This is a genomic window from Acinetobacter pittii (assembly GCF_034064985.1).
GTDB lineage: Bacteria > Pseudomonadota > Gammaproteobacteria > Pseudomonadales > Moraxellaceae > Acinetobacter > Acinetobacter pittii_H.
Genome location: NZ_CP139249.1, coordinates 1,959,851 through 1,973,892 on the forward strand (window position 1 = coordinate 1,959,851; position 14,042 = coordinate 1,973,892).

Here is a 14,042-nt window from a genome sequence, read left to right on the forward strand (position 1 = left end):
CAAGCAGAAGGCATCTTTTAGCCCTTAGCAAATTCTTTTAAAAAAGCCCACGGAAAAATCCCTTTATCATGCCCATCGCTAAAGCAAATTTGGGCACCATAACCTTGATCAAACATAGCTGTCACTTCAACGTTTTGATGCTCTATTTTAATTTGTTTAATCCGCTTCGCTCGGCAAAAGCCACATGGGCAAATTTCCCTTAAACTTTGATGACTCAGACATACGCTTGAGCCATCGGTCCATATAAAGTGAACCTGCTTATTTATAGTGTCGACACGGATATCAGGTCTGATTTGCATACTTCACCTCACCAATTTGATTTAATCCAATACGAATCGCTTTTCGTACTTCAGGATCTGGATCATTTTGATGTTGTTCCAATAACGTTTGAGCTTCTGATGTGCCAATTTCACCGAGTGCTAAAGCGACTTCTTTACGTAAGTTACTAATTTCATGATTAAAGTTATCAGTCAAATGAGCTACTGCCAGACGCGACTTGAGTAACCCTAAGCTTCGAACTGCGGCAATACGTACTTGCCAATATAAGTCAGATAAAGCATGAATTAAGGGAGTTTCGAGCTGAACGATATGTAATTTCCCAATAGTAAGTGCAGCTTCAACTCTTAGTTGCCAACTTTCCGAAGTTAAAGAATGTTGAAGTGCTTGAATAACCCCTGCGGATATACTCTGACTATAAGCCAAACCACCTGTTGCAATACGGCGGACCTCATCATCTATATCTGTTTCGGCAATTTTTGCCAATATCATAATCGCTTGGTCTTGTTGTAACCAACTTAATGCACTGACTGCCTCACGGCGCACAAGTACATCTTCATGGTGTACTAAAGCGGATATCTCTTCAAATAATTGCTGTGGTCGTAAAGGTTTTAAAGCACGCAGAATTGCACCAAGAGCAAAAGTATCCGTATGCTTTAAATACGGTGCCAGTATCTGGGCTGATGCCACATTTTTGACTTCACTTAAACTCTGGCTGGCAGCTTGTCTCACATTCAGATCAACATCAAATAAGGCTTGCGCCAATACTTGCAAACTGGTTGGGTCTTCCCAGCTTTCTAAGTTTTTTGCCGCTTCTTCACGAACTAAAGCTGAAGAGTCGTGTTGTAGTGCTGCATGCAACCACGGAAGTAAATCCGGATTTTCTTCATCACCTATATTCATTAAAGCGACAAAGCGTATCTTTTCATCTGCATGATTGAGCTGCGCGAGAAATTCCTGATTATATTCATCGATATCATCTAAAGCTTGATAATAAAAACTCATTCGTATTCCTTAATTTGTGATTTCTTTCCAAGCCCTAATGGATTTAAGCGGCTTAACTCTTCTTGTTGAGTGGCTTCTTTTAAAGTCTGGATGCAATGTTTTTTGATGGAGGTAAATTCACTACTTGTTACAAGCTCAACATCTCTTGGGCGTTCAAACTTAAGCGGAATTTCTTCAATAATTCGCCCCGGTCGATGGCTCATAATCAACACTCGATCGGCTAAAAAAAGTGCCTCATCAATATCGTGGGTAATAAATAAAACCGATGTTTGAATTTCTTGCCAAATTTCGAGTAATAGCATTTGCATTTTTAAACGAGTTTGAGCATCTAACGCACCAAAAGGCTCATCCATTAATAAAATGCGAGGTTGATTAATCAATACTCTCGCAATTTCAACTCGTTGCTGCATGCCACCAGAAAGTTCAGCTGGAAATTTATGTTCAAAACCTTTAAGTCCGACCAGATCAATCATTTTCTGAGCTTGTTCAATACGCTTTTGTTTAGCGATGCCTTTCATTTTTAAACCAAAGGCAATATTTTCGAGCACGCTTTTCCACGGAAATAAGGTATGTTGCTGAAACACCAAACCTCTATCTGGATGCGGTTCAAATATCGATTCATCATCGACCGTTAAAGACCCAGAACTAATTGGTAAATGCCCTGCTAAAGCGCCTAATAATGTTGATTTACCACAACCAGATGGGCCAAGTAGACATATAAACTCGCCCGGTTGTATTTCGAAATTAACCCGATCTAATGCCTGAAAACGATTTTTAGCTTGCCCTAAATGTAGAGATAGATTTTGAATACGTACATGGCCTTGTGTAATTGACATTTTAAGACTTCCTTAGTTGATACCATGGAGTAAATCGGTTTCCAATCACACGCACCAATGTACTGCTAAACATACCTAACGCTCCTATTAGCACCATGCCAACCACGATATTGCTATAGTTTTGCAAGGTAAAAGATTCCCATGTGAAGTATCCAATTCCGTGTTGCCCCGAAATCATTTCCGCAGTCACTAAACAGAACCAACAAGTGCCCATTCCAATGGATAAACCCGTAATAATGTTCGGTAATGCTCCCGGAATAATGACTTCATAAATGATAGCTAGATCAGAAGCACCTAGACTTTTTGCAGATGCGACGAGCCTTGGGTCAACTGCACCAACACCATGTACGGTGTTTAATAAAATTGGAAATAAAGCCCCGATAAAAGTGATAAAAATCATAGACGCTTCTGAGGATGGAAAAATCAGAATTGCTAAAGGAATCCATGCAACTGCTGGTATTGGACGTAATACTTCTAATGGTGGCATTAGAAAGGCAGCCAGTTTTTGGTAACGTCCTGCCAACAAACCAATCGCTACACCAATTAGAGCCGCAAGCATAAAACCAATTACTACACGAAACACACTGGATTCAACATGTTCAAAAGCAGTGCTAAGTTGAAAAAAAGTCCATAATGCATGAATGACATCTAAAGGTGTCGGGACATTGCTAAAGTTCACAATGCCTAAATTTATTTTAAACTGAGCAAGTCCTTGCCAAATGACTATCCAAAAAGCTATAGATGTAAAAGCAATCGTATAGTTTTTTAAATGCGCCAGATATAACCTCAATTGTTGGAAAAATTTAATCAAAAATGTATTTTGGTTTTTAGGTTTTGTTTGGACTAAACTACTCATTCGTCACCTCCTGCTCATTAGGTAAGACAACACATCAGCTCTGTGTTACAAGCTGAATAGCTTTAAAGTCATATACTTTTCCGCCCTGTTGTTTAGCCCATTTTTCAGCATCATCTTTTAATAAAAAAGCCTGAATTTGTCCTGCTTTGTCTGTGGCATACCATGCCAAATTGGCAAGTAACTTAATGTCGGACTGATGATCTTGGCTATAAACTACGCGCACCGTTTTTCCAGCGGCTTGAATTTTCTTTAAATCAGAAAAAGCATGCTCAGGTGTTTCATAGCTACGCACTTTTTCTTCACCCTTTACCCAAATTTGAGTTACCCGATCAAATGTCTTGATGGGTTGGCCTGTTAATGCGTCATTGGCAACCAAAGGTGATTTTGCATAGTCGGCCAGTTGCTGGCTGTAATTAAGTCCAGATGCCTGAAATGCATCCTTAATATATTGGTCATCAATAAATTTATTTACATCAAGCGTACCGTCGTTTTTGCCTAAAACTTTTAAGGTATCTATCGCAATTTGAGTCGCTGTTCGATATTCAGGTTTCCACGTTAAGTCACGAGTTTGCAGACCTAAAGGGCCATGAAATAGATAAACAACTTCGGCAGGAATACCTGTTTTTTCGGCAATAAGTTCACTATATTTTTCTGGTTGTTCTCGAATCAGACGATTCGCTTCAATAGTTGCTTGTAAATAAGCTTTTATGACTTCGGGATGCTGCTGTGCATAATCCTTGCTGGCAAGCGAACCATGAAATGTCGGTGATTTTGCTTGAGAACCATCATAGATTTTTTTAGCAAAACCTTGGTAAGCAAATAACTCTCCGAATGGTACGAAGTCAGCATGTGCAGCAATCTTATGACTTTTTAACGCAGGCCCTGCCACTTCTGGCGCCTGAGCAATCACTTTAATATCTTTATCAAGTTGCCAGCCTTCAGCTTGAATTGCTCGTAGCAAAAGTCCATGAGCAGTTGACGCAAAAGGTACGGAAATAGTCTGCCCCTTTAGCTCTTTAAGTGAAGTTACTTTTGAGTCAATTGGAACAACAATCGCATTACCGCTGCCATTAATACTACCTGACAATGGCGCTAAAAATATGCTTTCTTTTCCAGCTTTTTTAAATGCCGCTAAATTATTAACAGCAGGAAAGTCAGCCATTGCTCCCAAATCTAGACGCCCAGCCACCATCTCACTGGTAAGTGGTGCACCAGAGGTAAAGTTTTTCCATTGAATGTCATATTTAACATGTTTGTATTTACCATCTTTAGGTAAATATTTTGGTAATAGATTCAATTCACGAATGAGCAACCCACCTGTTGCACAGTTAATAGTCGTGTCTTGTGTACCAATGGCTACACGCACAGTTTCTGTTTTACTGCCGCACCCCAAAGTGCCAAGTACCATGGCACCAATTAAGCTACTGAGTAATAGTTTTTTATTGATCAATTTATTTTGTCTCATGTTACGTATTCCAAATTAATTATTTGAGTAGGTATGGGATATTTACTTTGACTGCATCTGTTGGGCAGTCTTTTTCACAAGGCATGCAATACCAACATTCATCAAATTGCATATAAGCTTTTTGGGTTGTTGGATCGATTGCTAATAAGTCCATTGGACAAACATCTACACAGACAGTGCATCCTTTATCAGCAATACATTTATCTTCATCGATAATGACGGGGGCGACAGTACGGTGCTGTACTTCTTTAAAAATAAAAGCCATGATTTGAATTCCTGATTTATTTACTCTGCTAGAGCAACATCTTTTTGAATGCGTAAACGGTCATACGACACAGCTTCATCTTGATTAATCGGAACCACATAAGGCTCGATTGGCTTTTTGAAACTGACCATGTTGCCGTGTTCATCTTTTTTCAAATGCGCGTGACAGAACCAATCCGAATTATTTTTTTGAGGGAAATCTGCTCTATAGTGGTACAGTCCCCAGCGGCTTTCTTCTCTAAACAGTGAAGCTCTAGCTGCCATTTCCGCACAGTCTCGAATAAAAGAAACTTCAGCGGCACGCATCAGCTCATGCGGGTTTCTTGCAGAGATTCGCTTAATATCCTGTTTAATTTCTTCAAAACGTTTGAGCCCAATTTCCATTTTTTGGCGAGTTTTAGGCGGTTGCAAATAGTCATTTACAAAACGGCGCAGCTTATATTCCACTTGTTCTGGAGGTAAACCTTCTGAACAATCCAGTGGCGCAAATATTCGAGCTTTTTCTGCTTCTATTTCGCTTTGGTTTAATTCGCTATCTTCAATTGCATTCACATATTGCGCGGCATTTACACCTGCAAACCATCCGTAGGTAAATGCACCAAGCATATAGTTATGAGGTACAGCCGCCATATCGCCAGCGCTATATAATCCCTTAACCGAAGTCTCGGCTTTTTCATTGACCCATACACCAGAAGCACTATGTCCGCTACAGAAACCAATTTCTGAAATATGCATTTCCACCATATCTTGACGGTAATTGGTTCCTCGGCCTTCATGGAAACGACCACGGCTTGGGCGCTCATTGGTATGTAGAATCTCTTCGATAGTTTGAATTGTTTCTTCGGCCAAATGATCTACTTTTAAATAAACAGGACCATTACCACTTTCCAGTTCTTGGTAAAACTCCCACATCATTTGACCACTCCAGTAGTCACATTCAATGAAACGTTCACCTTTACTATTGGCTGTATAACCTCCTAAAGGTCCGGTCACATAGGCACAAGCCGGACCGTTATAGTCTTTAATCAATGGATTAATCTGGAAGCATTCTAAGTTGGCAAGTTCAGCACCTGCATGGTATGCCATTGCATAGCCATCACCTGCATTGGTTGGGTTTTCATAAGTACCCATTAAGTAGCCAGAAGCTGGCAAACCTAAACGCCCTGCGGCGCCACAACATAAAATGGCTGCTTTCGTTTTAATGACATAGAAATCACCACTACGACAATCAAAACCGAGTACACCATTGATTGCACCTTGCTCATTCTTTAAAAGCTTTGTGGTGACAATCCGATTATTAATTTTGACTTGAGCTCGCTTTAACTGACGATATAAAACTTTTTTAACGTCATGACCTTCGGGCATTGGTAAAACATATGCCCCCATGTGATGTACTTTTTTTACTGCAAATTCACCTGTCTCATCTTTTTCGAACTTAATGCCCCATTGATCGAGCTGTTGAATGGTTGTAAAACTATGCTTCGCATATGCATATACAGTGGTTTGGTTAACTACCCCATCGTTGGCTATGGTAATTTCTTTGGTGTACTGCTCAGGTGTTGCGTAGCCCGGAATGACAGCATTATTCAGTCCATCCATTCCCATTGAAATCGCTCCACTACGTTTTACATTCGCTTTTTCAATGAGCAAGACTTTTAAATTCGGGTTTTCTTGCTTGGCTTTAATCGCAGCCATTGGCCCTGCAGTTCCACCACCAATAACCACAATATCGAACTCAAGATATTTAGTTTCCATTGAATATTCCTTATTTTTACTTGAGTTATTAACGATGAATACGTAAACGGTACTGGAAGGTATCGCCCGAGAAATAGAGATATTCATAGTCAATCGGTTGACCATTTGCATCATGAGTCAAACGTTCGACCCGTAATACCGGAGTTCCGATTTCGACTTGTAACAAAGCCGCTAATTCTTCATCCGCCACCGTGGCATCAATACTTAAATCCGCATGTCCTAAAGGGATGTCGCACTCTTGTTCTAATGCCTTGAAAATATCGGTTGTACGTAAATCAATCGCTTTTTCTTTAAGTTTCAAACCAATATGTTCTGGCAAATAAGTCAACTCATAAGACACTGGCTGACGGTTGAGCAAACGAACACGTTGAATTTCATACACATTGGCTTTAACGGGTAACTTTAATTTGGGCACAACGTGCATCGGGATCTGTTTAAGCTCGGCCGAGATGACACGGTTTAAAATTTCGTGACCAGCAGATGACATTGCTTCTGCAAAACCTTGCAAACTTGAGATGTTCTGGAACGTTTTTGGCTTGCTTACAAAGGTCCCTTTACCCGGCACCTTAAAAATATAGCCTTCCAACTGTAATTGGTTGAGTGCTTGGCGAACTGTGATTCGGCTTACACCGAACTGTTCAGCAAACTCATTTTCAGATGGAATTTGGCTCAGTACGGCATATTCACCATTTACAATTTTGTTCAGGATGAGTTCCCTTAACTGATCGTAAAGAGGCTTATGATTTTTTGGATCTTGGGGTAGCTGGCTCACGGCTCACAACCTGTTATAACAACTTGAGCAAATAATGTTTAAAATGTTTCAGCTTTGGAAATAATTTAAAGCGATAACTTTAGTTAAAAAAATAATTTCATTGAATATCAATAAACTAATAAATAGTTATCTATAAAAGTTAAATGATTATCATAAAAAATACATTTGTGTTTGTTATGCTATAAAACATACTCCGTTATGACATAAGCGTAAAAATTAATATTATTTTTTAGGGGATAATATGCAACAAAAACAATTAAATACCCCTGATGACTCAGTGGAACAAGTCACCTTCTGGCAAGCCTTTTTATTTTGGCTCAAGCTTGGTTTTATTAGCTTTGGGGGGCCAGCTGGACAAATCGCTGTGATGCATCAGGAACTCGTTGAACAAAAGCGCTGGATATCAGAAAAAAGATTTTTACATGCACTGAACTACTGCATGTTGTTACCCGGACCTGAAGCGCAGCAGTTAGCAACCTACATTGGGTGGCTTATGCATAGAACTGCTGGAGGATTGGTTGCAGGTATTCTATTTGTATTGCCCTCATTATTTATTTTAATTGGACTGTCTTGGGTTTATATAAAATTTGGAGATGTTCCTGTTATTGCGGGTATTTTCTACGGAATCAAGCCTGCCGTTACCGCAATTGTTTTCCATGCAACTTACCGTATAGGTAGTCGTTCGCTTAAAAATAAGTTTTTATGGGTCGTCGCGATTGCAGCGTTTTTTGCCATTTTTGTCTTAAAGCTTCCTTTCCCGCTTATCGTTTTATCAGCGGGCATTGCAGGCTATTTAACAAGTAAAAAATACCCAGAACTATTTTCCTCCGCGGGTGGGCATAAAGCTAGTCAAAAAGATTATGGTCCGGCATATATTGATGATGATACTCCGACACCAGAGCACGCTAAATTCCATTGGTTGCGGTTAGCTAAACTTATTTTTGTGGCAATCGTGTTATGGTTATTGCCAATTTTAGCGTTGGGCGTATATTTTGGATGGCATCATTCTTATACTCAAATGGCGTGGTTTTTTACTAAAGCTGCGCTGCTTACGTTTGGGGGCGCTTACGCGGTTTTACCTTATGTCTATCAAGGGGCTGTCAATCATTTTGGATGGCTTTCACCTACACAAATGATTGATGGATTGGCACTTGGTGAAACTACACCCGGTCCACTAATTATGGTCGTTGCCTTTGTTGGTTTTTTAGGAGGCGTTAATCATTCACTACTTGGCTCTGAGCATTTATTTTTTGCTGGAGCACTCGGTGCAGTCATTGTGACTTGGTTTACCTTTCTATTTTCATTTATCTTTATTTTTGCGGGTGCACCGATTATTGAATCTACACATAATGAAATTAAATTTACTGCGCCACTTACTGCAATTACCGCGGCTGTGGTCGGTGTAATTTTAAATCTCGCACTATTTTTTAGTTATCATGTGTTATGGCCACAAGGTTTTTCAGGGCATTTTGATATGGTTGCAGCCCTCATTACTGTGGCTGCATTCATTGCTTTATTCCGCTTTAACGTGAACGTGCTATATGTGATTTTTGCATCAGCGCTGGTTGGACTCGCTGTCACTTTCTTTTAGTTATTTATTGATTTAACTTTTTTAATTACTCATAAACACAGCCGAACAGTTTCTTTACTGTTCGGCTGCTTATATTTTTAACCCGCTAACTGGGCAATTTGCGCTGCTGCATTATCTAAGGCTGCTTGACGTGCTTCTGGGCCGTAAGCAATCCCTTCCGCGCGCACAAAAGTAATATCAGTCACCCCAATAAAATTGAAAAACGCTTTGATATAAGTTTCTTGATAGTCTAAAGCTTCGGCTGGTGAACCTTCTGAATACACACCACCACGCGAAGAAGCAATAATGACACGTTTCCCCTCTACTAAACCTTGAGGACCGTTTTCCGTATAACGGAATGTTTTTCCAGCAACAGAGAGTCGGTCAAGCCACGCTTTTAACTGTGATGGGAAGCTAAAGTTGTACATTGGTGCGCCTATTACAACGATATCTGACGATAAGAACTCATCCAAATATTGGGTGTTTCGTGCAACACGTTGTTGTGCTGTTTCATTATTAGGTTCAACACCTTGCCATGCCAAAAATTCAGCATCAGACAAATGAGGAATTGGTTCTAAAGCAAAATCGTGGTGAATAATTTCTGCATCTGGATAAGCTGTGTTGAGCTGACGAATAACAGATGAGGTGAGTTGGCGGCTAACAGACTGTTCACCTAAAATACTTGTGTCAATTTGAAGTAGTTTCATCGTTTATACCTACAGTATAAAATTGTTACTTGAACTAATTATGTTACTACTATTATTCTTATGCACAAGAAGGCACATTTAGGGAACCAAGTAATATGGCTGTAACCATACCTCATGATATCCAGAGCTCAGATTGTCAAAGAGTCAGTCAAGTGTTAGCTAGAGTTGGTGAAAAATGGAGCATTCTTATTGTAATGACACTTGCATCACATCCTCATCGATTTTCTGAAATAAAGAGAAATATCAATGGAATATCACAGCGTATGCTCACCTTATGTTTACGCGGTTTAGAACGAGATGGATTGGTTAAACGTACGGTCTATCCTGTAGTGCCACCGCATGTTGAATATGAACTAACTCCGCTGGGCCATTCACTTACAGAACCTGTAATTGCTTTAGGCCAATGGGCTCAGCAGCATATTGCAGATATTGATGCGGCAAGAGCTGCATTTGACGCAGCTCAGGAGAAACCAATTACATTAGATACTTAACGTAACTGCGAAGGACTCATGCCATAAAATTGTTTAAAGCGATGACTTAAATGGCTTGCTGAACTAAACCCACATACTAGGGCAATATCTTGCAAAGAAAGCTGAGATGACTGAATTAGTCCTTTGGCCTTAGTTAAGCGTCTTTGCATGACATATTGGTGAGGCGCCATATTCATGGACTGTTTAAACATATGAGCAAAATGGTATTCGCTTAAATTCACAACATTCGCCAAATCAGACAAAGTGAGTGCCTGATCTAGATGATCTTCAATCCAGTCCTGAATATATTTGAGTTTATGAGGAGCGAGCCCACCTTTAATGATAGGTTGCTGCCACTTAACATTGCTATATCTTCGAATTAAATGGTTCAGCAATAAACTGGCAGTGGTACTCATTTGTAAATGGTTTGCTGAATCTTTCCAATCACAATCTAGCAAGAAGAACTGATATAACGCCCGAATCCGTTCATCGTCATTAAAGACAACTTCGTTTAGTTCAATTTGATTCGGCTCTTTGTCCCATATTTTTTCAGCAACATCACGCAAATGTTGATCGGTGTAATACAAGTGGACAAATTTAAGCCCACCACGTATGTCCCAAGTCGATTCCTGATGTTCAGGCAATAAGCAAAAACGACCTGGCCCACCGCCATTTTTCCAGCCCGCAGGTGTTTTTTGATAGCTTTCATAACCATCTTGAATATAAAGACTTAAAGTGTGGTGATCGCTACAGACACTTACACGATCTTGCTGATTAGACCAAAATGCAAGTTGCATATTCTCATCAAGCACCACAGTTTTGTGAAGCTTGGCTTTAGATTGCTGTAGCTGTTCTAAAGTTTGATAGGCCATGCAAAATTAAAACGAATATCATTGAGCTTAAGTTAACCATATTCAGCAAAATTCAGCTAGTTTATATCTATAAAAAGCGCAAGATCTTGCATGTATAACACAAGAATATATACGTGAAAAATGAAGCATTCCTAGATACTTAAGCTTGGTAATCGAGGATGAAGTTATGAATATTTTACTCTATGTTGCGGTGGTGTTGATTTGGGGAACAACATGGATTGGAATTGCCGTTCAGAGCCATTATGCAACAACTGTTGTCGCGATTTTATGGCGTTTTGCCATTTCAGCCTTATTACTTTGGGTTGTTTTACTATTTTCAGGAAAATTACAGCGAATTGCTTTAAAAGATCATTTGTTCTGTATGCTGCAAGGCCTTTGCGTATTTGGTCTAAACTTTATTTGTTTTTATACCGCTGTTAAATATGTAAATAGCGGTTTAGAGTCTGTCATTTTTTCGATGGCGGTTTTCTTTAATGCCATTAATGCGCTTATCTTTTTTAAGCAGAAACCTTCCCCAAACTTTGCACCAGCTGCACTTTTGGGCCTAAGTGGTATTGTTTTACTGTTTTGGCATGACCTGATTAATAGCCAGTTTAATGCGCAGTTATTAATGGGTATTGGTCTGTGTGCAATAGGAACTTACGGTTTTTCTTTAGGGAACATGATTAGTGTTAGACACCAAAAACGTGGTCTAAATATCTTTTCAACAAACTGTTATGCCATGACGTATGGCGCATTGGTGATCTTAATTCTGGCTTTATTTACAGGACAAGATTTAATGCCGCCGATGAATTTCCCATTTTTAAGCTCGGTACTATACTTGGCTGTATTTGGTACGGTTATTGGGTTTTCAGCTTACTTTTCTCTGGTCGGACGAATTGGCGCAGCTAAAGCAGCCTATAGCACGTTGCTCTTTCCTTTAGTTGCTTTAACAGTTTCTACTTTCTTTGAAGGATATGTATGGACTTTAAATGCTGTATTTGGAATTTTACTCATCTTACTTGGTAACTACTTAATGTTTAGTAAGTTTGAAATTGGAAAGAAGTTATTTAGCAGTCAAAAAAATTGTGAGAAGCAGGCATAAAAGCCTGCTTTTTTATAAATTATAATTAATTTTAGCAGCCCGTTTTTAGCATCAACTCAAAATCTTTTAAAGCCGCGGCTGCTGTGGCTAATGGCGCAGATGCCCCTCCACTGACAACAAATTCCCCCATTTCTTGCGTTAACACCCGAATGCATTTATTGGAACCTTGCAGATGAGCAAACGCATGATTTGCTGGAACTAATCTTAATTCAACACCTGTTTGAATTTGCTGATTCTTAATATGAATAAAACCAACCAGACGAGGAATTACATTTTCTTTTTTCCAACCACGAATATGTTCAGCCGTAACGTGACTAATTCCTTGTCTTGGAATATCTTGAATTTTTACATCAGCCCCCAAAACATTATTGGCTAGTATCGTAATTTTGGCAGCAGTATCCCATCCATCTACATCAAAAGAGCTGTCAGGTTCTGCAATCCCTTTCGTTTGAGCTTTTTCAAGAGATTCTGCAAATGCGCATTCGTGTTGCAACATATCATTCAAAATAAAATTCGTGGTTCCGGTAAAGACACCTTCTATTTCTAAAATTTGGCAGCCAGCTAAGTTATATTCAAACAAATCAACCGTCGGTAAAGCTGCAGCAGTGGCACCGCTAAAAAATAGTTTTTTATTGTGCTGATGTGCCAAGTTAATTAGTTTTTTACCTTCTACGACTAAAGCACCTTTAGATACCGCAATCGCATTCATGCTATGTGTTAAAGCATAATTTAAATAAAATAGGCCTTTTCCACCTGTCACATAATCACTTGGTCCAGTTTCAATAATGACATCTGCTTGAACCTGTTCTAAAAACTTTTGCTCTGTTAGGCCTGCTTGATATTGTGTTTTATCTAGCCACTTTGAAGCTTGTAAACCTTCTTGATCAATTAAGCCTGATGATGAGTTACAGACACCCACTAAACGGGTATCAATTTGATATTTTTGTTTATAGTAGGTCGATCGATTTAAAAGAAGCTCTGCAATTTGTTGCCCAATCCGTCCAAAACCACAAATTGCTACATTAATTCGCTTCATTTCACTTTCTCAAAAATTTAAATGGTTTAAATCAATTTTCCAAAGATAATTTTAATATCTCATCTTGGAAAAATTGCTATTTATAGAGAAGGTTAAAATACTATATCGCTCATATATTTGTTAGATTAACAATCTTAATAACCATATAAATTGCGACAGCAAAAACCATTAAAGCAAAGACCTTTTGTACAATTACAGACGGAATAAACCGAATAGCTCGGCGCCCTAATAACATACCGAATGCACATGCGAGCGCGAACGCACTAGTAATGGCGACTGGATAGTGAAAGCCCTCTGCAATATGCATCACAATACTCATGCCACTAATCAGGAAAATAATCATAAGTGAAGTTGCAACAATGCTATGCATATCCAAATTTGTGACTTTTCTAAGCGCTGGGACAATTACAAAGCCGCCACCCACACCAAGCATCCCAGTTAAAAGCCCCGCAATAATTCCAATGCCCGCAAGTACACCACCAGTTTTAAAATTCCAGATAAAGCGTCCCGTACTTGGGTTGACCTGACACGGCGGGTTATGAAAATCCGAAACACGGTTACTGATAAGTCGATAGCCTACAGTAAACATGACCAAGCTAAACATTAACATGAGCCAAATAGGTGAAATCGTGTTAGCTATTAAAATGCCGATATGTGCCATAGGAGCACCAATTAAGGCAATCCAGATTGCAGCACGATAACGAACAATCTTTTTAAATAAGCCTTCAATGGTTCCTATGAGAGTAGATAGCGCAACTGCCAATAACCCAATTGGCGCAGCTTGCGCCACGCTCCAGCCTTGACTAGTCATAAGCGCGGGTACAGCAAGAATGCCACCACCCGCACCAGTAAGACCAAGTAAAAAGCCAATCACAATGCCTTCAACGACAAGTAATAACATATTAAAAGCCTAAAATTGCATATAAATCGTTTGCAGTAGACTGCTGGTTAATGAGTGAGTAGATCTCATCTTCTTGCGAAGCTTTAGTCGCCTCTCAGGACAAAGGTTGCTTTATTTATCCTCTTAACTCGAACATAGTTCTCGTCTTCTTGCGAAGCTTTAGTCGCTTCTCA

Annotated in this window: 15 protein-coding genes; 3 read left to right on the forward strand and 12 right to left on the reverse strand. The window is 39.4% G+C overall.

The window, feature by feature from the left end; translation table 11 throughout:
* Positions 1-17: 17 nt before the first annotated feature.
* The 8 genes from SOI76_RS09295 to SOI76_RS09330 are packed head-to-tail and all read right to left on the reverse strand — an operon-like array spanning position 18 to position 7,229.
* Entirely contained in the window at positions 18-299 is a 282-nt protein-coding gene (locus SOI76_RS09295) for a gamma-butyrobetaine hydroxylase-like domain-containing protein (RefSeq protein WP_001167101.1), read from the reverse strand.
* Positions 283-1,281: a HEAT repeat domain-containing protein gene (locus SOI76_RS09300; RefSeq protein WP_104079619.1), complete on the reverse strand. Its 999-nt coding sequence runs from the start codon at positions 1,279-1,281 to the stop codon at positions 283-285. The genes SOI76_RS09295 and SOI76_RS09300 overlap by 17 nt, the downstream gene beginning before the upstream one ends.
* Positions 1,278-2,117 carry an ABC transporter ATP-binding protein gene (locus SOI76_RS09305; protein WP_104079618.1) on the reverse strand — a complete coding sequence of 280 codons (840 nt, stop codon included), beginning with the start codon at positions 2,115-2,117 and terminating at the stop codon, positions 1,278-1,280. Before SOI76_RS09305 ends, SOI76_RS09300 begins: the two co-directional genes overlap by 4 nt.
* A 1-nt stretch (position 2,118) precedes the next feature.
* The gene (gene nrtB, locus SOI76_RS09310; protein ID WP_104079617.1) at positions 2,119-2,973 is read right to left on the reverse strand and encodes an ABC transporter permease; all 855 of its coding nucleotides are present in this window, start codon (positions 2,971-2,973) and stop codon (positions 2,119-2,121) included.
* A gap of 34 nt (positions 2,974-3,007) precedes the next feature.
* Positions 3,008-4,438 carry an ABC transporter substrate-binding protein gene (locus SOI76_RS09315; protein ID WP_104079616.1) on the reverse strand — a complete coding sequence of 477 codons (1,431 nt, stop codon included), beginning with the start codon at positions 4,436-4,438 and terminating at the stop codon, positions 3,008-3,010.
* Between the two features lie 19 nt (positions 4,439-4,457).
* Complete coding sequence (locus tag SOI76_RS09320; protein WP_000864074.1) at positions 4,458-4,703, reverse strand: ferredoxin family protein; 246 nt, start codon at positions 4,701-4,703, stop codon at positions 4,458-4,460.
* Between the two features lie 20 nt (positions 4,704-4,723).
* Positions 4,724-6,457 (reverse strand): fumarate reductase/succinate dehydrogenase flavoprotein subunit, encoded by a 1,734-nt coding sequence (locus SOI76_RS09325; RefSeq protein WP_104079615.1) that lies wholly within the window; start codon positions 6,455-6,457, stop codon positions 4,724-4,726.
* 28 nt (positions 6,458-6,485) lie between these two features.
* Entirely contained in the window at positions 6,486-7,229 is a 744-nt protein-coding gene (locus SOI76_RS09330) for a GntR family transcriptional regulator (protein WP_000080816.1), read from the reverse strand.
* 241 nt (positions 7,230-7,470) lie between these two features.
* On the opposite strand from SOI76_RS09330, the gene chrA reads away from it, so the two are divergent.
* Entirely contained in the window at positions 7,471-8,820 is a 1,350-nt protein-coding gene (chrA, locus tag SOI76_RS09335; RefSeq protein ID WP_104079614.1) for a chromate efflux transporter, read from the forward strand.
* Between the two features lie 77 nt (positions 8,821-8,897).
* Here chrA and acpD read toward each other — a convergent pair whose 3' ends face one another.
* The gene (acpD, locus tag SOI76_RS09340) at positions 8,898-9,506 is read right to left on the reverse strand and encodes an FMN-dependent NADH-azoreductase (protein WP_104079613.1); all 609 of its coding nucleotides are present in this window, start codon (positions 9,504-9,506) and stop codon (positions 8,898-8,900) included.
* Between the two features lie 95 nt (positions 9,507-9,601).
* On the opposite strand from acpD, the gene SOI76_RS09345 reads away from it, so the two are divergent.
* Positions 9,602-9,997: a winged helix-turn-helix transcriptional regulator gene (locus SOI76_RS09345; protein ID WP_104079612.1), complete on the forward strand. Its 396-nt coding sequence runs from the start codon at positions 9,602-9,604 to the stop codon at positions 9,995-9,997.
* Here the strand turns inward: SOI76_RS09345 and lumQ are convergent.
* Positions 9,994-10,848 carry a helix-turn-helix domain-containing protein gene (gene lumQ, locus SOI76_RS09350; protein ID WP_104079611.1) on the reverse strand — a complete coding sequence of 285 codons (855 nt, stop codon included), beginning with the start codon at positions 10,846-10,848 and terminating at the stop codon, positions 9,994-9,996. The genes SOI76_RS09345 and lumQ overlap by 4 nt on opposite strands.
* Before the next feature lie 166 nt (positions 10,849-11,014).
* On the opposite strand from lumQ, the gene SOI76_RS09355 reads away from it, so the two are divergent.
* Positions 11,015-11,932 carry a DMT family transporter gene (locus SOI76_RS09355; protein WP_104079610.1) on the forward strand — a complete coding sequence of 306 codons (918 nt, stop codon included), beginning with the start codon at positions 11,015-11,017 and terminating at the stop codon, positions 11,930-11,932.
* A 31-nt stretch (positions 11,933-11,963) separates the two neighbouring features.
* Here the strand turns inward: SOI76_RS09355 and SOI76_RS09360 are convergent, their stop codons facing one another.
* Positions 11,964-12,968: a homoserine dehydrogenase gene (locus SOI76_RS09360; protein WP_104079609.1), complete on the reverse strand. Its 1,005-nt coding sequence runs from the start codon at positions 12,966-12,968 to the stop codon at positions 11,964-11,966.
* 109 nt (positions 12,969-13,077) lie between these two features.
* Entirely contained in the window at positions 13,078-13,869 is a 792-nt protein-coding gene (locus tag SOI76_RS09365; RefSeq protein WP_104079608.1) for a sulfite exporter TauE/SafE family protein, read from the reverse strand.
* Positions 13,870-14,042 lie beyond the last annotated feature (173 nt).

Excerpts from the sequence above, each read along its gene's own strand:
- chrA (WP_104079614.1), top strand. The coding sequence starts at position 7,471 with ATGCAACAAAAACAATTAAATACCCCTGATGACTCAGTGGAACAAGTC.
- nrtB (WP_104079617.1), bottom strand. The coding sequence starts at position 2,973 with ATGAGTAGTTTAGTCCAAACAAAACCTAAAAACCAAAATACATTTTTG.
- SOI76_RS09325 (WP_104079615.1), bottom strand. The coding sequence starts at position 6,457 with ATGGAAACTAAATATCTTGAGTTCGATATTGTGGTTATTGGTGGTGGA.
- SOI76_RS09300 (WP_104079619.1), bottom strand. The coding sequence starts at position 1,281 with ATGAGTTTTTATTATCAAGCTTTAGATGATATCGATGAATATAATCAG.
- SOI76_RS09305 (WP_104079618.1), bottom strand. The coding sequence starts at position 2,117 with ATGTCAATTACACAAGGCCATGTACGTATTCAAAATCTATCTCTACAT.
- SOI76_RS09320 (WP_000864074.1), bottom strand. The coding sequence starts at position 4,703 with ATGGCTTTTATTTTTAAAGAAGTACAGCACCGTACTGTCGCCCCCGTC.
- lumQ (WP_104079611.1), bottom strand. The coding sequence starts at position 10,848 with ATGGCCTATCAAACTTTAGAACAGCTACAGCAATCTAAAGCCAAGCTT.
- SOI76_RS09295 (WP_001167101.1), bottom strand. The coding sequence starts at position 299 with ATGCAAATCAGACCTGATATCCGTGTCGACACTATAAATAAGCAGGTT.
- SOI76_RS09315 (WP_104079616.1), bottom strand. The coding sequence starts at position 4,438 with ATGAGACAAAATAAATTGATCAATAAAAAACTATTACTCAGTAGCTTA.
- SOI76_RS09365 (WP_104079608.1), bottom strand. The coding sequence starts at position 13,869 with ATGTTATTACTTGTCGTTGAAGGCATTGTGATTGGCTTTTTACTTGGT.
- SOI76_RS09355 (WP_104079610.1), top strand. The coding sequence starts at position 11,015 with ATGAATATTTTACTCTATGTTGCGGTGGTGTTGATTTGGGGAACAACA.
- acpD (WP_104079613.1), bottom strand. The coding sequence starts at position 9,506 with ATGAAACTACTTCAAATTGACACAAGTATTTTAGGTGAACAGTCTGTT.
- SOI76_RS09360 (WP_104079609.1), bottom strand. The coding sequence starts at position 12,968 with ATGAAGCGAATTAATGTAGCAATTTGTGGTTTTGGACGGATTGGGCAA.
- SOI76_RS09345 (WP_104079612.1), top strand. The coding sequence starts at position 9,602 with ATGGCTGTAACCATACCTCATGATATCCAGAGCTCAGATTGTCAAAGA.